The organism is Aminobacter sp. SR38, from assembly GCF_014843375.1.
GTDB lineage: Bacteria > Pseudomonadota > Alphaproteobacteria > Rhizobiales > Rhizobiaceae > Aminobacter > Aminobacter ciceronei.
On record NZ_CP062112.1, the window covers coordinates 3,781,830 to 3,808,028 of the forward strand.

General features: G+C 63.2%; 27 protein-coding genes. 18 read left to right on the forward strand and 9 right to left on the reverse strand.

Features of this window, described 5'->3' with window-relative positions; all coding sequences use genetic code 11:
- Positions 1-231 precede the first annotated feature (231 nt).
- From IG197_RS18560 to phoB, 8 genes are all read left to right on the forward strand, one after another.
- On the forward strand, positions 232-588 hold the full coding sequence (locus IG197_RS18560; protein WP_067957278.1) for a putative quinol monooxygenase: 357 nt from the start codon (positions 232-234) through the stop codon (positions 586-588).
- Positions 589-832: 244 nt separating this feature from the next.
- On the forward strand, positions 833-3,778 hold the full coding sequence (locus IG197_RS18565) for a response regulator (RefSeq protein WP_192314065.1): 2,946 nt from the start codon (positions 833-835) through the stop codon (positions 3,776-3,778).
- Between the two features lie 290 nt (positions 3,779-4,068).
- Positions 4,069-5,106, forward strand: coding sequence for a PstS family phosphate ABC transporter substrate-binding protein (locus IG197_RS18570; protein ID WP_192314068.1), 1,038 nt, complete (start codon positions 4,069-4,071; stop codon positions 5,104-5,106).
- A gap of 102 nt (positions 5,107-5,208) precedes the next feature.
- Entirely contained in the window at positions 5,209-6,675 is a 1,467-nt protein-coding gene (pstC, locus tag IG197_RS18575; RefSeq protein ID WP_192314082.1) for a phosphate ABC transporter permease subunit PstC, read from the forward strand.
- Positions 6,672-7,988 carry a phosphate ABC transporter permease PstA gene (gene pstA / locus IG197_RS18580; RefSeq protein WP_182573774.1) on the forward strand — a complete coding sequence of 439 codons (1,317 nt, stop codon included), beginning with the start codon at positions 6,672-6,674 and terminating at the stop codon, positions 7,986-7,988. The genes pstC and pstA overlap by 4 nt, the downstream gene beginning before the upstream one ends.
- A gap of 24 nt (positions 7,989-8,012) precedes the next feature.
- The gene (gene pstB, locus IG197_RS18585) at positions 8,013-8,837 is read left to right on the forward strand and encodes a phosphate ABC transporter ATP-binding protein PstB (protein ID WP_154385679.1); all 825 of its coding nucleotides are present in this window, start codon (positions 8,013-8,015) and stop codon (positions 8,835-8,837) included.
- Positions 8,838-8,875: 38 nt separating this feature from the next.
- Entirely contained in the window at positions 8,876-9,580 is a 705-nt protein-coding gene (gene phoU / locus IG197_RS18590; protein WP_067957295.1) for a phosphate signaling complex protein PhoU, read from the forward strand.
- 98 nt (positions 9,581-9,678) lie between these two features.
- Positions 9,679-10,368, forward strand: a complete 690-nt coding sequence (phoB, locus tag IG197_RS18595; RefSeq protein ID WP_067957297.1) for a phosphate regulon transcriptional regulator PhoB — start codon at positions 9,679-9,681, stop codon at positions 10,366-10,368.
- Positions 10,369-10,394: 26 nt separating this feature from the next.
- Here phoB and IG197_RS18600 read toward each other — a convergent pair whose 3' ends face one another.
- Entirely contained in the window at positions 10,395-11,636 is a 1,242-nt protein-coding gene (locus IG197_RS18600) for an ROK family protein (protein ID WP_192314085.1), read from the reverse strand.
- 250 nt (positions 11,637-11,886) lie between these two features.
- Here IG197_RS18600 and xylF point away from each other — a divergent pair, with 250 nt between their 5' ends.
- The 4 genes from xylF (at position 11,887) to IG197_RS18620 (ending at position 16,952) form a co-directional block, all read left to right on the forward strand.
- Positions 11,887-12,927, forward strand: a complete 1,041-nt coding sequence (gene xylF / locus IG197_RS18605; protein ID WP_154385677.1) for a D-xylose ABC transporter substrate-binding protein — start codon at positions 11,887-11,889, stop codon at positions 12,925-12,927.
- A gap of 140 nt (positions 12,928-13,067) precedes the next feature.
- Complete coding sequence (locus IG197_RS18610; RefSeq protein ID WP_192314088.1) at positions 13,068-14,420, forward strand: sugar ABC transporter permease; 1,353 nt, start codon at positions 13,068-13,070, stop codon at positions 14,418-14,420.
- A gap of 21 nt (positions 14,421-14,441) precedes the next feature.
- Positions 14,442-15,230, forward strand: coding sequence for an ATP-binding cassette domain-containing protein (locus IG197_RS18615; protein ID WP_192314091.1), 789 nt, complete (start codon positions 14,442-14,444; stop codon positions 15,228-15,230).
- A 120-nt stretch (positions 15,231-15,350) separates the two neighbouring features.
- Positions 15,351-16,952: a CHASE domain-containing protein gene (locus IG197_RS18620; RefSeq protein WP_192314094.1), complete on the forward strand. Its 1,602-nt coding sequence runs from the start codon at positions 15,351-15,353 to the stop codon at positions 16,950-16,952.
- Between the two features lie 72 nt (positions 16,953-17,024).
- Here the strand turns inward: IG197_RS18620 and IG197_RS18625 are convergent, their stop codons facing one another.
- The 5 genes from IG197_RS18625 to IG197_RS18645 all read right to left on the reverse strand — a co-directional run bounded on the left by IG197_RS18625 (position 17,025) and on the right by IG197_RS18645 (position 20,065).
- Complete coding sequence (locus tag IG197_RS18625; protein ID WP_067957313.1) at positions 17,025-17,270, reverse strand: YMGG-like glycine zipper-containing protein; 246 nt, start codon at positions 17,268-17,270, stop codon at positions 17,025-17,027.
- 160 nt (positions 17,271-17,430) lie between these two features.
- The gene (locus IG197_RS18630) at positions 17,431-17,751 is read right to left on the reverse strand and encodes a hypothetical protein (protein ID WP_067957315.1); all 321 of its coding nucleotides are present in this window, start codon (positions 17,749-17,751) and stop codon (positions 17,431-17,433) included.
- A gap of 98 nt (positions 17,752-17,849) precedes the next feature.
- The gene (locus tag IG197_RS18635; protein WP_331461904.1) at positions 17,850-18,821 is read right to left on the reverse strand and encodes a sensor histidine kinase; all 972 of its coding nucleotides are present in this window, start codon (positions 18,819-18,821) and stop codon (positions 17,850-17,852) included.
- A gap of 209 nt (positions 18,822-19,030) precedes the next feature.
- Positions 19,031-19,195 (reverse strand): DUF1328 domain-containing protein, encoded by a 165-nt coding sequence (locus IG197_RS18640; RefSeq protein ID WP_018429836.1) that lies wholly within the window; start codon positions 19,193-19,195, stop codon positions 19,031-19,033.
- Between the two features lie 75 nt (positions 19,196-19,270).
- On the reverse strand, positions 19,271-20,065 hold the full coding sequence (locus tag IG197_RS18645) for a response regulator (protein WP_067957319.1): 795 nt from the start codon (positions 20,063-20,065) through the stop codon (positions 19,271-19,273).
- Between the two features lie 195 nt (positions 20,066-20,260).
- Here IG197_RS18645 and IG197_RS18650 point away from each other — a divergent pair, with 195 nt between their 5' ends.
- Complete coding sequence (locus IG197_RS18650) at positions 20,261-20,458, forward strand: NepR family anti-sigma factor (RefSeq protein ID WP_154385735.1); 198 nt, start codon at positions 20,261-20,263, stop codon at positions 20,456-20,458.
- A gap of 6 nt (positions 20,459-20,464) precedes the next feature.
- Positions 20,465-21,013 carry an RNA polymerase sigma factor gene (locus tag IG197_RS18655; RefSeq protein ID WP_067957322.1) on the forward strand — a complete coding sequence of 183 codons (549 nt, stop codon included), beginning with the start codon at positions 20,465-20,467 and terminating at the stop codon, positions 21,011-21,013.
- Here IG197_RS18655 and IG197_RS18660 read toward each other — a convergent pair.
- Complete coding sequence (locus IG197_RS18660) at positions 20,999-21,382, reverse strand: response regulator (RefSeq protein ID WP_067957325.1); 384 nt, start codon at positions 21,380-21,382, stop codon at positions 20,999-21,001. The two genes, IG197_RS18655 and IG197_RS18660, sit on opposite strands and share 15 nt — an antisense overlap.
- A gap of 147 nt (positions 21,383-21,529) precedes the next feature.
- Here IG197_RS18660 and IG197_RS18665 point away from each other — a divergent pair, with 147 nt between their 5' ends.
- Positions 21,530-22,291, forward strand: a complete 762-nt coding sequence (locus IG197_RS18665; RefSeq protein WP_192314100.1) for a Crp/Fnr family transcriptional regulator — start codon at positions 21,530-21,532, stop codon at positions 22,289-22,291.
- A gap of 72 nt (positions 22,292-22,363) precedes the next feature.
- On the opposite strand, the gene IG197_RS18670 is transcribed toward IG197_RS18665, so the two are convergent.
- Positions 22,364-23,476, reverse strand: coding sequence for an AI-2E family transporter (locus tag IG197_RS18670; RefSeq protein ID WP_192314103.1), 1,113 nt, complete (start codon positions 23,474-23,476; stop codon positions 22,364-22,366).
- A gap of 122 nt (positions 23,477-23,598) precedes the next feature.
- Here IG197_RS18670 and IG197_RS18675 point away from each other — a divergent pair, with 122 nt between their 5' ends.
- Together IG197_RS18675 and IG197_RS18680 are read left to right on the forward strand one after the other, a co-directional pair.
- Positions 23,599-23,925 carry a YqjD family protein gene (locus IG197_RS18675; RefSeq protein ID WP_067957331.1) on the forward strand — a complete coding sequence of 109 codons (327 nt, stop codon included), beginning with the start codon at positions 23,599-23,601 and terminating at the stop codon, positions 23,923-23,925.
- Between the two features lie 69 nt (positions 23,926-23,994).
- Positions 23,995-24,447 (forward strand): hypothetical protein, encoded by a 453-nt coding sequence (locus tag IG197_RS18680; protein WP_192314106.1) that lies wholly within the window; start codon positions 23,995-23,997, stop codon positions 24,445-24,447.
- A 12-nt stretch (positions 24,448-24,459) separates the two neighbouring features.
- On the opposite strand, the gene IG197_RS18685 is transcribed toward IG197_RS18680, so the two are convergent.
- Positions 24,460-25,896 (reverse strand): sensor histidine kinase, encoded by a 1,437-nt coding sequence (locus IG197_RS18685; RefSeq protein WP_246765187.1) that lies wholly within the window; start codon positions 25,894-25,896, stop codon positions 24,460-24,462.
- A gap of 126 nt (positions 25,897-26,022) precedes the next feature.
- Between IG197_RS18685 and IG197_RS18690 the strand changes: the two genes are divergently transcribed.
- Positions 26,023-26,193: a hypothetical protein gene (locus IG197_RS18690; RefSeq protein WP_169808314.1), complete on the forward strand. Its 171-nt coding sequence runs from the start codon at positions 26,023-26,025 to the stop codon at positions 26,191-26,193.
- Positions 26,194-26,199: the final 6 nt, after the last annotated feature.

Below are 26,199 nucleotides of genomic sequence, written 5' to 3' on the forward strand. Positions count from 1 at the left end.
TTTGCCTTCATCATTTGTTCACCATCAACTCCCCACCATTCATGTGCGCAATGTATCGAGTGCGCGTCTTTGGCAACGCCCGGCGGGCTGCACAACCCTTCGCCCGCCGGTGCGCCTCAGGCCCCTGACATGGCCTTCCCAACGCTGCCTGCATGACTTAGCCTGACGCTATCGCCGCTGCCCGCTGGCTCGCCGGCGGGATCGCAGGAAAGGCATAAGCTCTTGGCTGAAATGACCATCATCGTCGAATTCGAGACAGTGGACGGGGCGGAGGAGCAGTTCCTCGACCTGATCTCGGAACACGCCCGTGCCACGCTGCAGGAAGAGCCGGGCTGCCTGCGCTTCGAGGTCATCAAGCCGGTGGAGCGCGACGGCACGCCGATCGCGAACAAGGTGATGGTCAACGAACTTTATGCCGATGAAGCGGCTGTTGCCGCGCATGAGCGGAACCCGCGCATGCCGGATGTGCAGGCGGCACTTTCGCCCTTGCTCAAGTCGCGCCGGCTGATCCTGGCGCGGTCGCTCGGCCTCGTCGATCCCAATGGCGGCATGCGGCCGGAAGAGCTCAACGCGGCCAATGACGATTAGCGCGGAGGTTTCAGGCCGACCTGGCACCGCTCGTGGCGATTTCCCGGTTGCCCGATGCTGACGTTGCGGAAAGTAAGCGCAGGTCAGGTGTAGTTTTCGTGGTTTCTCGTTCCAGTTACATTTGGAATTGCTGATGTGCGGCGATGCGATGTTAAGGTTAGTCAGTCGTTAATGCTTCTGCGGCAAGGTTTGTCGTGGCGGTCTGCGGGGGAGCAGCATCGCTCCATGCATGCAGGGCTGACGGATGCGGAAAATTCTGGGCTCGGACGTCAACGATCCGACCGGCGAGCCGGCCAATGAGCGGGGGCTGACGAACGAGGCTGGCGGCGCGCGGGCCCTGGACGATCTCGACCTGCCTTATGCCGATCTCGAACGCACCATCGAATCGATGAACATGGGCGTGGTGCTGGTCGATGCCGGCCTCAACGTGCAGTTCATCAACCGGGCTTTCCACGACATCTGGAGGCTGACAGTCGGCCAGGTCGCCGTCGGCTGCCCGTTCAGGGCGTTGATGGACATCAATCGCTACAGCGGTGTCTATGCCGTCGCCGACGCCGACTGGGAAAGCTACGTCGCCCTGCGCGAGTCCGAGATTGCGGCCGGTGATGTCGCGCCGCGTGAATTCCGCCGCGCCGACGGCTGTACCATGATCTATTCGGTCACTGCCCTGTCCGGCGGCAAGCGGCTGGTCTCCTATTACGACGTCAGCGAGATGAAGCGCCGTGAGGTCGAAGCGATCGAAGCCCGCCATCGGCTGGCCGAAGTGCTGGAATCGCTGCCGGCCGGCGTCGTCATCTATGACCGCGACGACCGTTTCGTGCTTGCCAACCGCAAGCTCAAGAGCGCCTTGCCGGCACTCCATGACGTACTCACCGAAGGTCGCACGCTGCGCGACAGCATGGTGGCAGCGCAGCGCTCGGGCTACTTCCGCGACACCAGCGACGACGACCTTGATGCCCTCTATGACGCCGATCCTGAGGCGTGGGTCGAGGGCATGATGGAACGCTATCATTCCAGCCAGGCGGTGCGGGAGCGGCGCAATCCCGATGGCCGCTGGTACCAGATCTTCGACCAGCGGCTGGCCGACGGCACCTTCATCGGCGTGCGTGTCGACATCACCGAACTCAAGCAGCGTGAGCGTGCGCTGCAGGACTCGATGCGCGAGAACGAGGTGTTCCGCAGCCTGATCGACAATGTTCCGGTGTCGATCTACGCCAAGCACCACGACCTCAGGCTGATGTATGTCAACCAGGGTTGGTGCGAGCTGACCGGCTATTCCAAGGAAGAGGCCATCGGCAAGACCGATCTCGAGATTTTCGGCTCCGAAGGCGAGCCCTTCATGGAGGCCGACCGCGAGGTCATGCGCCGCGGCACGACGGTTGAGATCGAAGAGACGGCGACATGCGCCGACGGGACGATGCGCCACCAGTTCGCGCGCAAGAGCGCGATGGTGGCCTCCGACGGTTCGCTCTATTTGATCGGCTCGACAACCAACATCACCGAGCTCAAGCAGCGTGAAGTCGAACTCGAGGAAGCGCAGCGCCGGGCCGTGCTGGCCGACCGCGCCAAATCCGAATTCCTTGCCAATATGAGCCACGAAATCCGCACGCCGATGAATGGCGTGCTCGGCATGGCCGAGCTTCTGGCGAAATCCGATCTCGACCCCAAGCAGAAGACCTTCACCGACATCATCGTCAAATCGGGCAATGCCCTGCTGACGATCATCAATGACATCCTCGATTTCTCGAAGATCGACGCCGGCCAGCTGGTGCTCGACCCGATCCCGTTCAACCTGTCGGAGGCGATCGAGGACGTCGCCACGCTGATGTCGACGCGGGCCAAGGAGAAGGATCTCGAGTTGATCGTCAGGATGCAGCCCGATCTCCGGCATCTCTATGTCGGCGACGTCGGCCGCATCAGGCAGATCATCACCAATCTGCTCGGCAACGCGGTGAAGTTCACCGATTCCGGCCATGTGCTCGTCGACGTGACAGGCCGCAGCGACGGCGAGCAGACCAAGCTGCATGTCGCGGTGACCGACACCGGCATCGGCATCCCCGAGGCCAAGCTCAAGCTGGTTTTCGAGAAGTTCAGCCAGGTCGACGCGTCGTCGACGCGGCGGCACGAAGGCACCGGCCTCGGCCTTGCCATCACCTCGCGCCTCGTCGACATGATGGGTGGCGAGATTGGCGTGGAGAGCGGTGAGGGGGCGGGTTCGACCTTCTGGTTCTCCTTGACCCTGCCCAACGCCGGCCGGCTGGAGACGCGGCCGGCAGCACTGATCGACGTCACCGGTGCGCGCGTGCTGATCGTTGACGACAATGCGGTCAACCGCACAATCCTGACAGAACAGATGCTGTCGTGGGGCTTTGATTCCTGTGCCGCCAAGAGCGGCGCCGAGGGACTGCAGGTGCTGCAGGCCGCGCAGGCGATGGGCATCAATGTCGACTGCATCGTGCTCGACTACCAGATGCCGGGCATGACCGGTGCCGAGATGGCCCGGATCGTGCGGCAGTCGCCGACCCTGTCGGACACGCCCGTCGTCATGCTGACCTCGGTCGACCAGTCGCTTTCTGGTCCTGGGCACCGCGATCTCGCAATTGATGCCCAGCTGATCAAGCCGGCGCGCTCGTCTGCTCTGCTGGAGGCGCTGGTCGCGGCGATCCAGCGCAAGCGGGCGCCCAACCTCACACCGGCGCAGATGGTTGAAGCGCAGGTGCCGGCTAAGCTTCCCAGCAGCCCTGCGCCGCAAGCAACGCGCCTCCGCGGCGGCCAACGGCCGGGCGGCGATGGTGGGCTCGACATTCTCGTTGCCGAGGACAACGAGGTGAACCAGATGGTGTTCAGCCAGATCCTGGCCGAAACCGAGCTCAGCTTCGAGATTGTCGGCAATGGCAGGCGCGCGGTTTCAGCCTATGGCGAGCGTCGTCCCAGGATGATCCTGATGGACGTGTCGATGCCCGAGATGAACGGGCTCGAGGCGACGAGCGAAATCCGCAGGCTCGAACGCGGCACCGGCATGCGCGTGCCGATCATCGGTGTCACTGCGCACGCACTCAAAGGCGACAAGGAACGCTGCCTCGAAGCCGGCATGGACGACTACCTGCCCAAGCCGATCAGTCCGCGGGCGCTGCTGGAAAAGATCGAGCGCTGGTCGTGGCAGGACGAGGAGCGCCGCGGCGCCGTCTGACCCGAATCCGGAAACCACGCCGGGCCGACGCTCGAAGACTGTGGAAATGTGACAGCTTCCAGTGGGCAAAGACCGGCCTGCCGTTGCGTAGGCGGCTTGCTTTCGTTGCCTGCCTGTTGTTTGCCTCGCGCCGGCAAAGGACCGAGGAAACGACCCGCTCGGCGCCATGCACAGCAACCGTTACAGGGGTGACACGAAACTGTCATGCAACTGTAATAGAGGGGGGCTATTGGCTCACCGGGCGCCGAGGAAAGGCGTCATAAGAGATACTCCAACAGGAGCAGGCCCCAATGAAAAAAGCTCTTCTCACTGCGTCGGCTGCTGCCTTCGCGATCGCAGCCTCGGTAGGCTATGCCTCGGCCCGCGACCAGATCCAGGTTGCCGGTTCCTCGACCGTTCTGCCCTATGCAAAGATCGTTGCCGAACAGTTCGGCGAGACCTTCACCAACTTCAAGACCCCCGTCGTCGAATCGGGCGGTTCGGGCGCTGGCATCAAGGAATTCTGCAAGGGCGTCGGCGAGAACACCATCGACATCGCCAACTCCTCGCGTCCGATGAAGAAGGACGAGATCAAGTCCTGCGTCGACGCAGGCGTCAAGGACATCCAGGAAGTGAAGATCGGCTATGACGGCATCGTCTTCGCGACCGACGTCAAGGGCCCGGACTGGGCGCTGACCCCGGAAGACGTCTACAAGGCGCTCGCGGCCAAGATCGCTGTCGACGGCAAGCTGGTCGACAACCCGAACACCAAGTGGAACCAGGTCAACCCGAACCTGCCCGACTGGGACATTGCTGCCTACATCCCGGGCGAAAAGCACGGCACCCGCGAAGTGTTCGAAGAAAAGCTGCTGATCGCCGGCTGCAAGACGCTCGGCGGCGTTGACGCCGGCAAGGCTTCGGGCCTCGACGACAAGGCCGCGGAAGCCGCCTGCAAGGCCGTGCGCAAGGACGGCAAGGCTGTCGACATCGACGGCGACTACTCAGAGACGCTGGCCCGCATCGACTCGAACAAGACCGGCGTCGGCGTGTTTGGCCTGGCCTTCTACGAAAACAACGCCGACAAGCTGAAGGTCGCCACCGTCGGCGGCATCACGCCTTCGGTCGAGACCATCGCCAAGGGCGAGTATCCGGTGTCGCGTCCGCTGTTCTTCTACGTCAAGAAGGCGCATCTCGGCGTTGTTCCCGGCCTGAAGGAATATGTCGAGTTCTTCCTCGACGACCAGATGGTCGGCCCGGAAAGCCCGCTCGCCGACTACGGCCTGGTTGCTGCTCCCGACGCAGAGCGCGCTGCCCAGCGCGAAGCCTTCGGCGCCGGCAAGACCATGTAATCAACGAACTGCCACGGGGCGTCGGAAAAATCCGGCGCCCCGTGGAATATTTCGCCGACTGTCCCGTTCGGCACAAAGAACCGAATTCACCGAGGCCGGCCCATGTCATTCCTGCTTGTCTTCGCCATCGTGCTCGCAATAGGCTTGGCCGCCTTCGTGGTTGGCCGGCAAAGGGCGCGCGCGCAGGACGACGGAACCGTCAAGCCGCACTCGCGGGCGCACTACCATGGCTGGTGGGCATTCCTGACCGGCGTCGTGCCGGCGGTGCTGTTCCTCGCCGCCTGGGACATCGGCGCCAGCGCCTATCTCAACAGCCACATCCATTCGTCCCTGCCGGCCGATGTCGCAGACGGCACCGTCGCGCATGAAGATCTGGCCGCAGGCCTGGTCAAGAGCCTCGCCAGCGGATTGCGCAAGCTCGACAGCCAGACGCTTGCAGCACTGCCCTCGACCTTTACCGAGCTGCAGCCGATGCTTGCCGCCAAGGGCGTGGCGCTGGCTCCCGACACACAGGACTACATGATTCCGATCGCGACTGAGACCAACAGCGTCTCCGACCGCCTCGGCATGATCTCGGCCGTCGTCTCGATCGGCCTCGCCCTGATCGGCGTCGGCTTCGGGCTGAAGGGCATCAGCCCGCGCGCCAGGGCACGCAACAATGTCGAGAAGGTGATGCTGTGGAGCCTGCTCGGCGCCTCGACGCTCGCCATTCTCACGACCATCGGCATCGTTTTGTCGATGCTGTTCCAGACGATCGCCTTTTTCGAGAAGGTGCCGCTGACCAACTTCTTCTTCGGCACGGTGTGGGATCCGCGCTTCGCCGCTGCTGGTGCGGCCGCCAGCGAAGGCCAGTTCGGCCTGATCCCGCTGCTTGCCGGCACGCTCTACATTGCCTTCGTCGCGCTGCTGGTCGCAGTGCCGATCGGCCTGATGTCGGCGGTCTACATGTCGGAATACGCCGCACCCAAGGTACGCGCGGTGGTCAAGCCGGCGCTCGAGCTGCTCGCCGGCATCCCGACGATCGTCTACGGTATCTTCGCGCTCGTCACGCTTGGGCCTTTCCTGCGCGACATCAGCGCGGCGCTCACCGGCGGCACCCCGTTCATCCAGGCGCAGTCGATCCTGACCGCCGGGCTGGTCATGGGCGTGATGCTGATCCCGGTGGTCTCTTCGCTCTCCGACGACATCATCACCGCCGTGCCGCGCGCCATGCGCGACGGCTCGCTCGGCCTTGGCGCCACGCGCTCGGAAACGATCAAGCGCGTCATCCTCCCAGCCGCTCTCCCGGGCATCGTCGGCGCCATCCTTCTGACCGCCTCGCGCGCCATCGGCGAAACGATGATCGTGGTGCTGGCAGCGGGCGTTGCCGCCAACCTGACGCTCAACCCTTTCGAGGCGATGACCACCATCACCGTCAAGATCGTCAATCAGCTGACCGGCGATCTTGAATTCAACACGCCGCAGACGCTCGTCGCCTTCGCGCTCGGCATCACGCTGTTCGCGCTGACGCTGGTGATGAACATCGTCGCCCTTTACATCGTCCGGAAGTACCGGGAGCAGTACGAATGACCGATATTTCGCTCGACACGCTGACCGCGTCAGCTGCCCGTCCGCGCCGCGACATCGGCCTCAAGAAGCGCTATGCCGCCGAACGCCGCTTCCGCCTCTATGGCGTGCTGGCGATCGCCATCGGCCTGGCCTTCCTGGCGGTGATGCTGACCTCGATCGTTTCCAAGGGCTACACGGCCTTCTGGCAGACGACGGTGACGCTGCCGATCAACTTCGACGAAAAGATCATCGACCCGTCCAACAAGCGGGCGACCGATCCGAATGTGCTGATCACGGCGAACTATCCCAAGCTCGCCGAGCAGGCGCTGATCGAGAAGCTCGGCATCGACCCGAACAACAAGGCCGATGTGCGCAAGCTCAAGGGCTTCCTGTCCGACAGCTCGCGCGTCCAGCTCCGGGCGATCGTCGCCGCCGACCCGTCGGTCATCGGCACGACCCGCAACGTCGACATCCTCGCCGCCGCCAATCTCGACTCGGCTTTCAAGGGTCAGATCGACCTCGACGTGCCGGAAAGCCGCCGCAAGGTGTCGGACCAGCAGGTCGAATGGATGAACAAGCTCAAGGCCGAAGGCGTGATGGCCGAGCATTTCAACACCGGCCTGTTCAGCTACGGCGCATCAAGCCGTCCTGAAACGTCGGGCGTCGGCGTAGCCCTCATCGGCTCGTTCTACATGATGGTGATCGTGCTTTTGCTGGCGCTGCCGATCGGCGTCGCCGCCTCGATCTATCTCGAGGAATTCGCCAAGAAGAGCCGCTTCACTGACCTGATCGAGGTCAACATCAACAACCTCGCCGCCGTGCCGTCGATCGTCTTCGGTCTGCTCGGCCTGGCCGTGTTCATCAATTTCCTCGGCCTGCCGCGTTCGGCATCCTTCGTCGGCGGCCTGGTGCTGACGCTGATGACGCTGCCGACCATCATCATCGCGACGCGCGCCGCCTTGGCTGCCGTGCCGCCGTCGATCCGTTCGGCAGCGCTTGGCCTCGGCGCCTCGAAGATGCAGATGGTGTTCCAGCACATCCTGCCACTGGCCGCTCCCGGCATCCTGACCGGCACCATCATCGGCCTGGCGCGTGCGCTCGGCGAGACAGCACCGCTTCTCTTGATCGGCATGGTCGCCTTCGTCGCCGACTATCCCAAGACGCCGTTCGATCCCGCAACCGCACTTCCGGTGCAGATCTACATGTGGGCGAACGAGGCCGAACGCGCCTTTGTCGAGCGCATGTCGGGCGCCATCATCATTCTTCTCATCTTCCTCATGGCCATGAACATCGTCGCCATCGTCCTGCGCCGCCGCTTCGAGCGCCGCTGGTAGGGCATGGACAAGGAGCATCCTGCTATGAACATCATGACCGAAAAATCCCTCGACGACGCGGTGAATGCTGAGATGAACGCCAGAACGAACGAAATCATCAAGATGCGCGGCGACAAGGTGACCGTGCACTATGGCGAGAAGCAAGCGCTGTTCGGCGTCGATCTCGACGTTCGCCAGAATCAGGTGACGGCGCTGATCGGCCCGTCGGGCTGCGGCAAGTCGACCTTCCTGCGCTGCCTCAATCGCATGAACGACACCATCGACGCAGCCCGCGTCGGCGGCAAGATCACCCTCGACAGCGAAGACATCTACGATCCCAAGATCGACGTCGTCGAGCTGCGTGCCCGCGTCGGCATGGTGTTCCAGAAGCCGAACCCGTTCCCGAAGTCGATCTACGAGAACGTCGCCTACGGCCCGCGCATCCATGGTCTCGCCAAGAACAAGGCCGAGCTCGACGTGATCGTCGAGAAGAGCCTGCAGAAGGCCGCTCTGTGGAACGAAGCCAAGGACCGCCTCAACGAGCCGGGCACCGGCCTGTCGGGCGGCCAGCAGCAGCGCCTGTGCATCGCGCGCGCCATCGCCGTTTCGCCCGAGGTGATCCTGATGGACGAGCCGTGTTCGGCGCTCGACCCGATCGCCACCGCCAAGGTCGAGGAGCTGATCGACGAACTGCGCGAGAACTACACGATCGTCATCGTCACGCACTCGATGCAGCAGGCGGCGCGCGTGTCGCAGCGCACGGCGATGTTCCACCTCGGCTATCTCGTCGAGGAAGGCCCGACCGACAAGATGTTCACCAACCCCGACGACAAGCGGACGCAGGACTACATCACCGGCCGCTTCGGCTGAGTGGGTTTCGTCGCGGCACACGATACGAGGAAGAAATCATGGGCGAACATACAGTCCGGTCCTTCGACGAAGAACTTCAGCACGTCGACCAGCTCATCCGCGACATGGGCGATCTTTCCGGCGCAATGGTGGCCGGCGCCATCCGCGCGCTTCTCACGTCCGACCAGGCACTGGCGCAAAACGTCGTTGCCGACGATACGATCATGGACGCCAAGCAGCGCGATCTCGACAATTCGGCGATCACTCTGATCGCCAAGCGCCAGCCGATGGCGCAGGACCTGCGCGCCGTGGTCGGTGCCATCCGCATGGCGGGTGACCTCGAGCGCATCGGCGACCTCGCCAAGAACATTGCCAAGCGCGTCGGCGCCGTCGGCCAGTCGCCGACCCCGCGCAATCTCTCGCATTCGATCGATGCGATGGCGCAGCTGGTGCTTGGCCAGGTTCGCGGCGTCGTCGATCTCTATGTCGCGCGTCAGGCCGAGGGCCTGAAGGATCTGCGCGCCGACGACCAGAAGATCGACATCCAGTACACCGCCGTGTTCCGCGAACTCCTGACCTACATGATGGAAGATCCGCGCAACATCACGGCCTGCACGCATCTGCTGTTCTGCGCCAAGAACCTCGAGCGCATCGGCGACCATGTCACCAACATCGCCGAGAACGCCTATTTCGTCGTGACGGGTACGCAGCTGCCGCTGAACCGGCCCAAGGTCGACGAGACCACGACGACGGTTCCGGCCTGAGCATTTCCGCAACCGCATGCGTTTGGCGCGGGGGCGCTGCATAGGTTAAATCAGCGCATGGTCCACAAGCGGCCATGCGCAAGGACAAGGTATAGCCAATGATCGCTCCCAAGGTCATGGTCGTCGAAGACGAAGAGCCGCTGGGCGTGCTGCTTCGCTACAATCTCGAATCCGAAGGCTATCAGGTCGAGGTCGTCACGCGTGGCGACGAGGCCGAGATTCGGCTCCAGGAAAACGTGCCCGACCTGCTGGTGCTCGACTGGATGGTGCCGGCGCTGTCGGGTATAGAACTGTGCCGCCGGCTCAGGATGCGTCCCGACACCGAACGCCTGCCGATCATCATGCTGACGGCGCGGGGCGAGGAAAGCGACAGGGTGCGCGGGCTTTCGACCGGGGCCGACGACTACCTGGTCAAGCCGTTCTCGACGCCGGAATTCATGGCGCGCGTCAAGGCGCTGCTGCGCCGGGCCAAACCCGAGGTGCTGTCCTCGGTGCTCAAGGTCGGCGACATCATGCTCGACCGCGAGTCGCACCGCGTCTACCGCAAGAAGAGCGAGATCAAGCTCGGGCCGACCGAATTCCGCTTGCTCGAATTCATGATGCGGCACCCGGGCCGCGTGTTCTCGCGCAGCCAGTTGCTCGACAATGTCTGGGGCGAGACGATCTATATCGACGAGCGCACCGTTGACGTGCATGTCGGGCGCCTGCGCAAGGCGGTCAACAACGGCCGCATGCCTGACGTGATCCGGACCATTCGCGGTGCCGGCTACGCCATCCGCGAGGACTGAGCCGCTTCGGGCTCTTTTCCGCTCAGCTAGGCGACGTCGGCACCGGCACGGCGTGGAGCCGTGCCTGCGGCAAAAATCTCCTGATCAATGGCAAGCAGCGCGCGCATCATCGCGCCCTCGCGTTTGAGCGGAACCTCGTTGGGTTCGGTGTCGAAGGAGATCGCCTTCGAGTGCAGCCCGCCCGCCGTCTTGGCGATGGCCGCGCGCACATGTGGCTCCATGATGTCGAAGGCGGTTGCGCCGACGCCGACGAAGGCGAGGGGGGCGGGGTCGAACAGCGCAAACATCGAGCCGAGTCCAAAGCCGATGGCTTCGCCGGCCTTGCGAAAGGCCTCGCGTTCGGGGCCATCATGGTCACGTGCCGCATCGGCCACGGCCCTGATGTCGTCGTCGGACAGGTCGGCCAGCGGCTCGGCATTCTCGTCGCCAACCCTTGCGTTGCGCCAGATGGCGTAGTTGCCGGCATAGGCCTCGATGCAGCCGCGGCGGCCGCAACGGCAAAGCGCGCCGTCCGGGCGGTGGATCATGTGGCCGAACTCGGCACCCGACGACTGCGTGCCGGTGAACAGCTCGCCCTTGATGACGAGGCCCATGCCGATGCCGTGCGAGAGCAGGATGGCGATGAAGTCGTCGCGATAACGCACCGGATCTCGCCAGCGGAGGGCCTCGGCGATCATGTTGCAGTCGTTCTCAACCGAAACAGGTACGCCGAACTCCTGCTCCAGCCGGTCGGCGAAGGGGATGTCGTCGTATCGGGTGATCGGAGACCACAACAGCTTGCGCGAGGCGGCGTCGGTGATGCCCTGGACGGCGATGGCGATGCGTAGGACGGCGCCGCCCGAAGCGCCGGCGCTGTCGATCAGGCGCCGGACCATTCCGACGCATTCGTCGACCAGCGCCTCGGCAGGCATCTGCTGCGTGACAAGCCGCCGGGTCTCTTCGGTCACGGTGTTGCCGGCATAGTCGATGATGGCGGCGGACAGGCTGTTGAGCGAGAGCACGACCGCAACGACAGACGCAGCATCGGCATCGAGCATCAACCCGACCTGCGGCCGCCCCCGTTTCATGGAGACGGGTTCGCTGAACTTGGCCTCGGCAAGGATGCCTTCTGATATGAGATCGGAGGAAATCGTCGAGATCGTCGAATGGCTGAGGCCGGTGGTGGCGGCGATTTCGGTGCGCGATGGCTGGCTGGCTCGGCGAACCGCGGATATAACCATGGCGCGGTTGCGCCGTCTCAGATCGTCGTGACGTATGCCGACCGACATGTGCTCGTCTTCCTCCCGGCGAAGCGCTGCCCTTCTTAAGCGGCAGTCCCTTACGCGCCAAGTGATTGTGACAGAGCCAGCGCCAAATGTCTCTATTTATTTCGGGCTCCGAAAAAAATAAGGAGCGCTCGCGAAACCATGTTGACAGTGGCCGGGCATTGAGTCAGTATTTTTTCGAGGCTCGAAAAAAAAGAGCTTCTCCAAGGGCTATCGCGAAGTAGGCGCGCCCATTGGGCGCAGGGAGGAAATAATGAAAAAGTTTACCACCGCCATCCTGGCGGGCGTTGCCATGACTCTGTCGCTTACGGCAGTGGCTTCGGCAAAGGACAAGGTCATCGGCGTCTCCTGGTCGAACTTCCAGGAAGAGCGCTGGAAGACCGACGAAGCCGCCATGAAGGCCGCCATCGAGGCCGCCGGCGACAAGTACATCTCGGCTGACGCGCAGTCGTCGCCGGCCAAGCAGCTGACCGACGTCGAAAGCCTGATCTCCCAGGGCGCCAACGCCCTGATCATCCTGGCTCAGGACGCCTCGGCCATCGGACCGGCTGTCGACAAGGCCGTCGCCGAAGGCATTCCTGTTGTCGGCTACGACCGCCTGATCGAGAACAAGGATGCCTTCTACCTGACCTTCGACAACAAGGAAGTCGGCCGCATGCAGGCCAAGGGCGTGTTCGCCGCCAAGCCTGAAGGCAACTACGTCTTCATCAAGGGCAGCGGTGCAGATCCGAACGCCGACTTCCTGTTCGCCGGGCAGATGGAAGTGCTCAAGGAAGCCGTCGACGCCGGCAAGATCAAGAATGTCGGCGAGGCCTATACCGATGGCTGGCTGCCGGCCAATGCCCAGAAGAACATGGAACAGTTCCTGACCGCCAACGACAACAAGATCGACGCGGTCGTGGCTTCGAACGACGGCACCGCCGGCGGCGCGATCGCAGCGCTTCAGGCACAGGGCCTTGCCGGTTCGGTGCCGGTGTCGGGCCAAGACGGCGACCATGCCGCGCTGAACCGCATCGCGCTCGGCACTCAGACCGTCTCGGTGTGGAAGGACGCGCGCGAGCTCGGCAAGAACGCCGCCGAAATCGCCTCGCAGCTCGCCGATGGCAAGAAGATGGAAGAGATCGCCAACGTCACCAAGTTCAAGACGCCTGGCGGCCTCGAGCTGAACTCGGTCTTCCTGACGCCTGTTCCGATCACCAAGGACAACCTCAACGTCGTCATCGACGCCGGCTGGGTTGGCAAGGACGTGGTCTGCCAGGGCGTGGCGGCCGGTTCGGTCGCAGCCTGCAACTGAGATCGGTTCGATCCGGTCGGTCAAACGCCGCGGCTTGCCCGCGGCGTTTTTCAAAAGCGCCCGCTTCATGACATGGCGGATTGACCCTATCATGCGCACACCGGCTGCCGCTTAGACGGCTATCCGGTCGGGAGGTAACAATGACAGACACGACAACCAACGCGCCGGCAGACCGAGCGCGAACGACCGAACTCAGCCCGGTCGGACGCTTTCTCAAGGCAACCGAGATCGATACGCGCATGCTCGGCATGGTCGGTGCGCTGCTCCTGATCTGGGTCGGGCTGCAGGTGATTTCGAGCTTGCGCCTTGGCGTCAACCCGTTCGAATTCGACAGCCGCACCTTCCTAACCGCCCGCAATCTGTGGAACCTGTCGGTGCAAGCGTCTGCCGTGGCGATTATGGCGACCGGCATGGTGCTGGTTATCGTCATGCGCAATATCGACCTGTCGGTCGGGTCGGCCGAAGGCCTGGTCGGCATGGTGATGGGCTTTGCCCAGGTGCATTTCCTGGTCAAAGCCGTCGGTCTCGAACTTGGTAATCCGTGGATCTGGGCGTTGGCACTTGCCATTGGTATTGCGCTTGGCCTGATGATAGGCGCGCTGCAAGGTTTCGTCATCGCCTACATGGAGGTTCCTGCCTTCATCGTGACGCTGGGCGGATTGCTGATCTGGCGCGGGGCGGCCTGGTGGGTCACGTCAGGCCAGACGATCGCGCCGCTCGATGCCACCTTCCAGCTCATGGGTGGTGGTCCGCAGGGCGCCATCGGAGCGACGTGGAGTTGGATCGTCGGCCTTGTCGCATGCCTGGCTGTGGTGTTCCTGCTGCTGCGTGGCCGCCAGCAACGCAAGCGCTTCAAGTTTCCGCTGCGGCCGGTCTGGGCAGAGGCATTTCTCGGCGCCGTTACCTGCGGGGTCATCCTTGGCGCGATCTGGATCGCCAACTCCTACCCTTGGCCGATCGGTATCGTGCGTCGCTACGCCGAGGCCAACGGCATTACCATCCCTGAAGGCGGCCTGTTCATCGCCCATGGCATCGCCATTCCCGTCCTGATCGCGGTGGCAGTGGGCATCGTCATGACCTTCGTCACCAACCGCACACGCTTTGGCCGCTATGTCTTCGCCATCGGCGGCAACCCGGAAGCAGCCAACCTCGCCGGTATCAACACGCGCTGGATCACCATGAAGGTGTTCATGATCATGGGCGTGCTGGCGGCGATCTCGGCGGCAGTCTCCAGTGCTCGCCTGAACTCGGCTACCAACTCGCTCGGTACCCTGGACGAACTGCTGGTCATCGCGGCAGCGGTCATTGGCGGCACCTCGCTCGCCGGTGGCTCCGGCACCGTTGCCGGTGCCATGCTGGGTGCGCTTCTGATGCAGTCATTGCAGTCGGGCATGGTGCTGCTCAACATCGACACGCCGCTGCAGAACATCGTCGTTGGCCTGGTGCTGGTCGTGGCCGTCTGGCTCGACACGCTCTATCGCAAGCGCGTCTAACGAAATCCGGGAGCCAAGATCATGGAACAGACCCGTATCCCGCTCGTCGACCTCAAGAACATCTCCATCGCCTTCGGCGGCATCCGTGCCGTCGACGATGCTTCGGTCGACCTCTATCCCGGTGAAGTGGTGGCGCTGCTCGGTCACAATGGTGCCGGCAAGTCGACGCTGATCAAGATCCTGTCGGGTGCCTACAAGCGCGACGCCGGCACCATCATGGTCCGGGGCGAGGAGGCCGCGATCTCCAACCCGCGCGACGCCAAGAAATACGGCATCGAGACGATCTACCAGACATTGGCGCTGGCCGACAATGTCGATGCCGCCGCCAACCTCTTCCTCGGCCGCGAGATCATGACCGCCTATGGCACGCTCGACGACGTCGCCATGGAAGCCGAGGCGCGCAAGGTGATGGGCCGGCTCAACCCGCGCTTCCAGCGCTTCAAGGAGCCGGTCAGCAAACTCTCCGGTGGCCAGCGTCAGTCTGTGGCGATCGCACGTGCCATCCTGTTCAATGCCCGCATACTGATCATGGACGAGCCGACGGCAGCCCTTGGACCACAGGAGACGGCGCAGGTCGGCGAACTGGTCAAGCAGCTCAAGGCCGATGGCATCGGCATCTTTCTCATCAGCCACGACATCCACGACGTGTTCGATCTCGCCGACCGTGTCTGCGTGATGAAGAACGGCCAGGTCGTCGGCACGGCCCGCACCGAGGACGTGACCAAGGATGATGTGTTGGGCATGATCATTCTCGGCAAGTGTCCGCCTGGCGCAACGCCCGGACCGGGGGCAATGCAGATCGCTGCCTGAACAGGCCCTTTGCCGGCTCAGGCAGGCCGCACGTCTGGCTCAATGCACGATCGCGAAAAGCAGTTTCACCTTTGCGCGATCGTGCTTTAATGGTGCGTGGGTGACGCGAGCCAGCCGGAATTGAGAAAGTACTTCCCCAGTCTGATCTTTATCGCCGTGACCCTCGTCAGCCTGACGATGGCCGGGCTCGTGTATCTGGCGACCGTGGAGGCGGCGCGGATCAAATTCCAGTCCGTCGCCGACGACGCGCTCAACCGCATCGAGGGCAGGCTGGAATTCGACCTTGCCTTGCTGCATGCGACGCAAGCGATGTTCGTGGCGCAGAAGGGCCATCTTTCGCGCGACCAGTTCCGCGACTATTTCGCTTCGCTCGATGCGGAGAAGAATTTCCCCAGCCTGCGCGGCATAGGCTTCCTCAGGCTGATCGAGACCAGCCAGAGCGAGACGGTCATGCGCGAACTGAAGGACGGCTACGGCATCGACCGGGCGCTGTTTCCTGAGACGACGCTGAACTGGCGGACGCCCATCGTGCTGTTCGAGCCGATGAGCAAGGCCAGCCTCGATGCGATGGGCTACGATATGGCAACCGACCCGCTGCGCCGGCCCGCCATCGAATCGGCAATGGCGGCCCAGGGCGAACCCAGGGCGACGGGCAGGGTGCTGCTCGGCCAGGGCGACAACGAGAAGCAGCCCGGGATCCTGGTGCTTTCACGCGTCGACCGCCCGGCGGCAGAAGGTCCGGCACCCGCTGGTTTTCTCTATGTCGCCTTCCGCACGTCGGAGCTTTTCCAGGCAGCACTCGGCAAGGCGCCGCTACTGCCGGTGGCGGTGGAGGTATTCGACGGGACGATGGGCGATGACACGCTTTTGTTCCGCTCGCAGGTGCCACCCGATCCCAGCTATGGCAACGAGTTTTCGGTGACGCGCGAGGCCAATGTCGCCGGCCGCAGATGGACCGTCAATTTCAGGCCGAGCACAGCGTTCGCGCCGCCATCGCCGCGTGCCGCGCCGCTGATGCTCGGGGTTTTCGGTCTCGTGCTGGCGGGTGCGATCGCGCTTGTCGCGCGCTATCAGCAGCGCGCCTATGAAGCCGCGGCGCAGTTGCACGAGACGACCGAGAAGAGCCTGCTGGAAAAGGACCTGATGCTTCAGGAAATGAAGCATCGCATCAAGAACTCGATTGCCCGCGTGCTGGCGATGGCGCGGCAGACCGCGGCGCACTCCGAGAACATCAATGACTTCTCGTCGTCCTTCTCGGCGCGGCTTCAGGCAATGGCAGCATCGCAGGACATGCTGACACGCTCGCGCTGGCAAAAGGCCGATCTCAGCGAATTGCTGCGCATCGAGTTGGGCCAGGTGTTCGGCAAGGAATTGCCGGAGGACATGATGAATGGTCCGACGGTCGAACTGGACGAGACGACGACGCAGGCACTTGGGCTGACCTTCCATGAGCTTGCGACCAACGCGTTGAAATATGGCGACGGCGACAACTCGGTTGGCGGCCTGAAGGTGAACTGGCGCATGAACGGCCAGGGCAAGAAACGGCGGCTGGTGCTCAATTGGGCCGAACGCAACGGCAATGGCGTATCGGAGCCTGAGAGGACCGGCTTTGGCACCAAGCTTATCGACATGAACATCACCCGCGAGCTCGATGGCAAGATCATGCGCCGCTACGCCAAGGACGGACTGCTGGTGGAGATCGACATACCCTATCGCGGCTGACCCGCTGCACCGACGCTCCAAAGAAAAACCCGGCGACGGCAGGGCCATCGCCGGGTTTGCCTGCAAACCGTATTAGCGGCAGCGTGCCGTGTAAATCTGGCCGCGGCTGTTGCGGTATTCGCAGTAGCCATTGCGCAGGTTGCGGACCAGCAGGCCCGAGGCCGCGCCGACGGCACCGCCGATGAGTGCGCCCCGGCCACCGCCGATGAGAGCGCCGGCAACAGCACCTACGCCCGTGCCGGTGGCTACGTCGCGCTCGGTCGTCGTGCAGCCTGAGATTGCAACGACGGCTGCAACGACAAGGATAAGCTTCTTCATGTGGTCAGTCCTCTCACTTTAACATCGCCCGGTGAATACTTAGCGTATCGGTCCAAAAATCGGAATCGTTTTTCCGCTCGCCGCATCAATTCAACGGCTTAGCGTATCCGCATGATGTCGGCTCCTCGGTCTGAAGGGGACAGGCTGATACGCTTGCGCATCAGTGGAGATATGCCGGCTTGCCGCTCGCCGCATCCGCCGCCACGACGACGCTGGAAACCGACAGCGACGCTTCGAGCATACCGTTGGGCAGCACATTCCAGGTCAGTTGGTCGTAGTCGTCCTCTAGCGCGGGATCGACCTCGAGGCATTTGGCAAAGGCGCGTCTGTCGCGCGATGTGAACGCGGTCAGAACCTTCGGCAACTCGGCCTGGCAGGCGTCATATGCCTCGAACAAGGGCGCTGGCGCCGGTGTCTCGCGGCAACCCGTCAAATCCTGCGAGCAGGAAACGACCAACAGAAACGCTGCGATGTGTTCCATGACAAACCACCTCGGCCAAGAAACGGCGGGTGGCGGGCAAAAGTTCCGTGATCCAATCGAGCTAAACCGTTTGAATCTCCGGTGTCATGTGGCGACGGCTAATCCCTGTCGATTTCGAAGTTCGCCTGGGGCATGAGGAGACGGTATTGTAGCCTGTCGACGCCGATTTCGAGTACGGCACTGCCGCTCAGCGCCGCCGGCACGACGCGCTCGAGCGCGACCGAGCCGAAGCGCTTCTTGCGTGTCGTCGCGTCGGCAGTCGGGCCGATTGCCTCCGACCAATGCAGCGCCAACTGCCCTTCGCCATCGGGACCGGATACCCTGCTGGCCGTCACCTCGACGTGACCGTCTGCACGCGAAAGCGCGCCAAAGCTCACTGAATTGACCGCCAGCTCGTGCACGGCAAGACCGATATGCAGGGCGGCATTGGGGGTGAGATAGGGATCCTCGCCAAGGATGTGGACGGCATGCTCGGTGTCGCTACTGTAGCGTTTGACCTGGCCGATTACGAGTTCGCGAAAGCCTGCGCCGCGCCAGTTCGACGACGTGACCAGATCCTGCGACGAGGCGAGCGACTGCAGCCGGCCGCGAAAACGCTCGAGGAAGACGTCGATGGAGCCGGAATAGTGACCGGTCTGGCTGGCAATGCTCTGGATGATGGCAAGCAGGTTCTTGGAGCGGTGGCTGACCTCGCGCAGCAGCGCCTTCAGCGTTTGCTCGCGCCGCTTCTGCTCTGTGGTTTCGATGACGGTGACGACGACACCCTGGACCTGGCCGCTCGACGAATGGTCGGCGTCGATACAGACATCGTACCAACGCATGCCTGCCGAGTTGTCGGCGATGCTGACCTCGAGCCCGTCCGAATTGCCGGTGGCAAGGACGTTCTTCTTTGCAGCCACGAGCCGGTCGGCCTGCTGTTGCGGCAGGGAGTTGGCCGTCCCGGACTGCTCTTCCAGCACCTCTGCCCAAGGCGGCTGCAGATTGTGTGACCACACTGTCTGCAGGGTGTGATCCTGGTAAAGCACGGCGATGCCGGCATTGCGGGAGACGTGGAGAAGAGCGGCGTCCAATCGTGAGCTCGGTCCCATTGATGCTGAGGGATTGGCCATGCCACGAGAGCCTTTGCTCTGCTTCTTGCGGTTCAGCCGAATGATTTCGACTGGAACCAAATGGGACCGCCGGGTAACGCGTCAGTGCTGAGCGCTACCCGGCGGCGCTGGACTCCGACTGAGGGGGCCGGCTTCCAGTCTCGGGTTGGTTCTTCATGTTACCGACGTCATCACGCGCGCCTGAACAGGCCCGCAATGAGCGAGATGACAAGAAACGCCAGGAAGATGAAGAACAAGATTTGCGCGATGCCGGCAGAAGTTCCGGCGATACCGCCGAAGCCGAGGGCGCCGGCGATAATCGCGACGACAAGGAATACGAGCGCCCAATACAGCATGATCTATCTCCTTCAAATGATGAATGAAAAACGTGCCGCCGCAAGGATGGTTCCCTGAGGCGAGGCCAAAAAGCCCTATGCCGCAGCCTTTGCCTGTCTGTCAAAGAACAATGCCTGACTTATCAGCGCCTTGACCATTTCAGGGTTGAACGGCTTGGTGACGAGGAAGGCCGGCTCGGGGCGCTCGCCGGTCAGCAGGCGCTCGGGGAAGGCGGTGATGAAGATCACAGGCAACGGCGCTGACGACAGCATCTCGTTGACGGCGTCGATGCCCGAGCTGCCGTCCGCGAGCTGGATGTCGGCCAGGATCATCTTCGGGCGCGTCCGCTTGAACAGCGCTATCGCTTCCGCACGAGTGCGCGCCGTGCCGACGACGCGGTGGCCGAGGCTCTCCACCATCTCCTCGATGTCCATGGCGATCAGTGGTTCGTCCTCGATGATCAGGATGTCGGTCGCGACCTGGCGCGAGATTTCGCCGCTCGCTTCATGGAGCAGCTTGGTGAACTCTTCCTCGTCGGCGTCGAGCACTTCGGCAGCTTCAGCCTCGTTGAAACCTTCAACGGCAACCAGAAGGAATGCCTGGCGCGGACGCGGCGAGAGTGCGGAGAGATTGGCGGCAGCGCGCTTTTCCCAGGCCAGGCTCGGGCCATCCTGGGGAACGCGGATGGAGACTGAGGTGAAAAGACGGGCAAATATCTTGTAGAGCGCAATGCGATCGTTGGAAGCGGACGGGAACACATCGATGTCATCGATCAGTGCTTCGAGCATCGCAGCCACCAGCGCATCGCCGCTCTCCTGGGAACCTGCCACCGCACGCGAGAAGCGACGGAGATAAGGCAGGTGGGGGGCAATTCTCGTGGATAATGTCATGGTCGACGTCTCCCTCATGTGACGTTGCTGAAACTGTTGTGAAGCGACACACAACGCTTGGTCTGTGCAAAAGTTCCTCTTTTGTGGAACCTATCCGCATTTGAGGAGTTGGGTGCAAAATTCGATAAACCGCAAAGGTTGTTGCGCGCCGTTTGGGGCGGGACGTCCGACGGGGCAAAAGGGCAAAGCAAGCATATGACAAGGCAGACAAGTGGCGCAGCCAGCGCCAGGCCGAACCGTCTTCGCGACGGTGAGCCCCTTGGGGCAAATTCAGAAATCGGCCGCAAGCTCAAGCAATATTACGATGAACTGGTGTCCGACGAGGTGCCGGATCGATTTGCCCAGCTGTTGAGCCAGCTGGAACAAGCCGAACCTGAGCAGCAGAAGGACTGACCGGGCATGGCAGCTTCCCAAGGTTTCAAGGGCGACTTGCTCGCGACCATTCCTGGCCTGCGCGCTTTCGCCATGTCGCTGTCGCAGAACGCCGACAGGGCCGACGACCTTGTCCAGGAAACGCTGGTCAAGGCGTGGGACAAGCAGTCGAGCTTTCAGCCCGGCACCAACCTCAAGGCGTGGCTGTTCACCATCCTGCGCAATGAGTTCTATTCGCAGATGCGCAAGCGTGGCCGCGAGGTGCAGGACAGCGACGGCCTTCTGACCGCACGGCTCGCCGTGCATCCGAGCCAGCCCGGCCGACTTGATCTCGACGATTTCCGCAAGGCGCTCGAGCAACTGCCGGAAGACCAGCGCGAGGCGATCATCCTGATCGGCGCGTCGGGCTTTTCCTATGAAGAGGCGGCGGAAATCTGCGGCTGTGCCGTCGGCACCATCAAGAGCCGGGTCAGCCGCGCCCGCAACAGGCTGCAGGAGATCCTGGATATCTCGGGCGAGGCCGACTACGGCCCCGACGCGATCGCGGCCCAGGTGATGGGCTCAACTGTCAGCTGAGCGCGCGCGCTTGCGAATGCTCTCGGTGACTGCCTCGATGAGATCGGCGCCGGCGTAAGGCTTGCTCACCAGGGTCACGTCAGGGAAGTCGACGAAGATCTCGTCAAGCTTGTCGTAGCCCGAAGCGAATACGAACGGAACGCCAGCCGCTTCCAGCGAGCGGGCGAAGTCGAAGGTCGGCTCGCCGCCGATCATGACGTCGATGATGGCGGCATCAAAGGGCGCGGAGATTTCACGTGCTTCGCGGAGATTGCCAGCGATGGCGACTTCGCCGGCGCCGTGGTCCCTGCAAAGCTGCTCGACGTCGAGTGCGATCAGCGCCTCGTCTTCGAGAACAAGTATACGCAGTCCTGAAAGCGGGCTCGACACGTCGTGGGGCACTCCATGGAATCGAAGCCGAACATGACGGCAGTCGCGGCTGCTGTCATTTAAAAAAGACATGCTGCGGCAGCGGCGCACCCGTGAGGAACCTTCGGCGCCATTAAGGCGTTGCCGGTCACATTTCTGGAGGAATTCATGACCGAGCAAGGCATTCCGACCGACACTGTGCGGCAGGTTTCGTGCGAGAAGTGCCCGCTCAGGCCGTTGCCGACCTTCCGGCCGTTCGACAATGACGAGCTGGCTTTCGTCAGCAGCTTCAAGCGCGGCGAGCTGTCCGTCGACAAGGGCGCGACGCTGCTTTCCGAAGGCAGCAACAGTGCCCATCTCTACACTGTGCTGGCGGGATGGGGATTTCGCTACAAGCTGCTGGAGGACGGGCGCCGCCAGATTCTCAACTACGTGCTGCTTGGCGACATGATAGGCCTGCAGGGCAGCCTGATGGGCGAGATGCAGCACTCGGTGGAGGCGCTGTCGCCGATGCTTTTGTGCATGTTCGAGCGCGACAGGCTGATGGAGCTTTATCGCGGCTATCCGGGGCTGGCCTACGACATCACCTGGATCGCCTCGCGCGAGGAGCGCATGCTCGACGAGAACCTGTTGAGTGTCGGGCGCCGGTCAGCCCTGGAGCGAGCCGCCTATTTGCTCGCCTTCATTGCCAGCAGGGCGCGGAAGGTCGGCATGGACGGGACCGGCAAGGTGGAGATTCCGATCACCCAGCAGCACGTCGCCGACACGCTCGGACTGTCGCTGGTCCACACCAACAAGACCATCCGCAAGCTGATCGACCGCAAACTCGTGCAGTGGCGCGATGGCGGCTGCAAGGTGCTCGACATCGAGGGATTGATGGCGCTGGCGAACTGGGGCGGCCTCGACGAAGGTGTCCGCCCTCTGCTTTGACAGGAGCGTTGTCTTCTTGTGCTTGCGCAATTCCGGACGGCAAAACGCGGCGCATTTTTCCTGGAACTGCGCTTAGCGCCCGTATTGTCGGTCGAGTTCGTCGACGCCCCAGTTCACGCCGGGCAGCACATTGCGGATGATGGCGTAGCCGACGAGCAAGGCCGGGATGGCGATGAAGCCGCCTACGGCGCCCCACAGCCAGATCCAGAACGCCAGTGCCAGCAGCACGACGAAGGGATTGAGCGTCATCGTCCTGCCGATGACCAGCGGGGTGACGAACTGGCCCTCGACGGTGTTGACGCCGAGATAAAGGATCACCGGCAGCAGGCTCGTAGCCAGCGTGTCGAACTCGGTCAAGCCGACGGCGAACAGGATCGCCACCATGGCCAGCGGGCCGATGAAGGGGACGAAATTGGTGAGGATGGCGAGCGCGCCCCACAGCGGCGCCGAGGGCACGCCGAGCAGATAGAGGCCGATGCCGACGGTGATGCCCTCGGCGATGTTGATGACGGTGATCGACAGCAGATATTGCGACACCAGTTGCTCGACGTCGCGGAAGATATGGGCGACGCGCCAGCGCAGGCGACGGTTGAAGCAGACCCTGAGGATGGCGATCCTGGTCTGGTCGCGCGTGGCGACGAAGAAATAGAGGCTGGCGAAGAACAGCAGGATCTGGGCGATGACCGCAGGCGCCAGTGTTGCCATCGTCTCGACGCCCATGCCTTCGTCGACCGAGACCGACACGCCTTCGCCGCCGGTGACCTGGCGCAGCTGGTCGCGCATGCTCTTGAAGGTCTCGAGCGGCCCCTTGAGGTCAGCCAGCTGGGTGGCGAGCTGAGACCAGATCTGCGGCAGGCGTTGAAGCCAGAAGCTGAGCGGTGAGCTGACCAGCAGCGCAAAGACGCAGACCGAGACGATAAACAGCAGGACGACGATCGCCGCCGACAGTGCCGGGGGCACCATGAAGCGTTCAAGCCGCGAGGCAAGCGGACCAAGCATCAGGCCGACGACGACGCCAAGTACGATGGGGGTGAGGATGAACTCGCCGGCATGCAGGGCGAACACCGTGACGACGACGCCGATGAAGATGATCGATACCTGTGCACCGCGCGTGAGAAGAATCTCGAAGTTGGATTTCGGCGGAAGGCGCACGGTCGGCGCCTTCTTGATGGTGCGAGTTGGCATCGAAGATTTTCCAGCTGAATGAGGCTGGCAAAACGTCCGGTGGTCGGCGATGGTTCCTTGGAACGACGGAACCGACAGGCGCATGAGGCGTTTCGACCCCATCGAACGCAAGGAGCAATGACATGGCTGCAGCTGCAGGAAAGGCCGGCAACGGCACTAAGACGACGCCGGACCTCGAGGCCGACATCAAGCAATTGAAGGCCGATATCGAGGCGTTGGCCAAGCAATTGGCGGCGACCGGCGAACATGGCTACGGCGCTGCGCGGCGTGCCGCGGCGCTGGGGGCAGAGCAGATGAAGGCGCAAAGCGACGCAGCCGTCGAAGCGTTGCGCAGCAATGCCCGTGACATCGAAGACCAGATCATGACCACCGTGCGCGAGAAGCCGGTGACGTCGCTTGCCATCGCCGCCGGCGTTGGTTTTCTCGTCGCGCTGCTGGCGCGGCGCTAGCGCGCCGATCGGAGATCAACCGATCTTCGATCGGCGATGCGCAATTTTCAGGCACAAGCCGGGGGACATATGCTGGCATCACTGATTGCGAGTTTCGCGACCGGCGAGACGACTTTGGCACTGAGGCGGACACGTCGCGCGGCGGCTGCCTACTTGGCGGCCGGGATCGCTGGCCTATGCGGCGCGGGCTTTCTCGTCGGCGCCGCCTTCATCTGGGCGGCTGAGAAATTTGGTCACCTCGAAGCGGCAATCGGTTTTGGCCTCGGTTTCCTGCTGCTGGCGGGGTTGATCCTGCTCGTGCACAAGCTGATGGCCGGGTCGCGGGCACGCGAAGACGAGCGTCGCCGGCGCGCCGATATCGCGGCGCTGGGTACGACGGCCGTGATGGCAGTGCTGCCGACATTGCTGCGCAGCAAGGGTGGCATCGGCGCGCTGCTGGGACCGGTGGTGGCGCTGGCCGCCTATGCGATCTATCGCGAGAATCGCAAGCCGGACGACGGCGATGGCGTGGCGGGCGAATAGGCCCGCCAGATGTCAGGCTTCGGCCGTTTCACCTAGCGGCATCGAAATGTGGGCACGCACGCCCTCGCTCGGAAATTCGTGCGTCACCTCGCTGGAGATGACTTTTGCCAGGCTGCGGCGGATGAGGATCGAGCCGAAACCGTGATGGCTCGGCGGGACGACCTCCGGTCCGCCGCTTTCAGTCCATTGTAGCTCCAGCCGCTTGTCGCTGGTCACTGTCCACGACACCAAAACGCTGCCACCCGGCGCAGATAGCGCGCCATATTTGAGCGCATTGCTGGCCAGCTCGTGCAGGATCAAAGCCAGGCCCAGCGTCTGATCAGGGCTGAGCAGCGCGTCGGGGCCAGAGATTGAAATGCGCGGGGCGTCATCGTCGTCGAAGGGCGAGAGTTCCAGCCGCGCGAGGTCACGGATGCCGATGCCGCGCCATTCATATTCCGACAACAATCCGTGGGCGAGGCCAAGCGCGCGCAGGCGCTGGCTGAAGGCGTCGAGGAATTCACGCGGCTCGCGGGCGTGGCGCACCGTCTGGGTGGCCAGCGCTTGCACGGTGGCTAGCGTGTTCTTGACCCGGTGATTGATCTCGCGCAACAGCAGGCGCTGGCGCTCCTCGGCACTGCGGCGCTCCGTGATGTCGTAGTTGACGCCGAAGACCAGCGTCGGACGGCCGTCGGCGTCACGCTCGACGACGCGGCCGCGGGCGGCGAGCCAGCGCGGCGGGTCGAAGCCGCGGATGCGGTATTCGCCGGAATAGTCGTCGCTGCCCTCAAGCGCTTCCTGGAAAATCTTGCGTGTCTTGCCGATGTCGCGACGGTCGATGGAAACGACGATGTCGCGCGCCCGCATTTTTGCAGCCGGCGGCATGTTGAAGAGTTCGGGCAGCAGCGTGTCGCATTCGACGATGCCGGTGCGCGGATCCCAGACCCAACTGGCAAGGGCAGCGGCTTCAAGTGCTATCGCGCGGCGGGTTTCGGCATGCACAAGCGCGGCCTCGGCGCGCGCGCCAGCTTGCGAGCGGTCGCGCAGGACGACGAGGCTGCCCGCAAGGGCGGCGACGTCCTGCAACTGCGCCTGCCTGTCCGGATCGGGCGCAGGGCGCCGTTCGTTGTCGAGCACCAGCAGTGCTCCGAAGGTGCGTCCTGACATGACGATCGGCGCGCCGGCATGCAGAAAAAGTGTACGGTTGACTGCTTCGGCAGGGCCGTTTGCGAGGAACCCTTCCGCCAGATCCAGTGCCTCAGTGATCTGAGCGGAGGACAGTCCGACGTCCGCCTGGACAAGCTGTCGTCCGTCCTGGTCGGCGAGGGTGAGCAGTGCTGCCGGTGCCGACATCAGGGCGGCTGCAAGCTTTGCCATCCGGTCGAAATCAGGATCGCGCTGCGCGCGCCCTTGGGCCTCGTCGGCGCTGTCGCCGGCGTCGTTGCTCGCATTGCTTCTGTCGTCTTGCACTTGGCCATCCCTCTTGGCCTGGGGAAACTAGACGGGTGCGGCACGCTTGAAAAGCCTTGGCCGAAACTTGGGAACCATGCCGTTATGCTGTCGTTAGCCCTCCTGGAACCATTTGGGAGAGCAGCGATGAGCAAGATCATTCCAGCCCGAAAGGCGCGTCAGGGGACGCGCGGCCGTCACGTCCTGCTGGTGCTTCTGGCAGCGCTGATGCTGGCCATGGCGGCATGGGGTGCCGCAGAATTCTATGGCGAGATGATCGATCAAGATGCCAACCAGACGACCACGGCTCCCGGCTAAGTATCT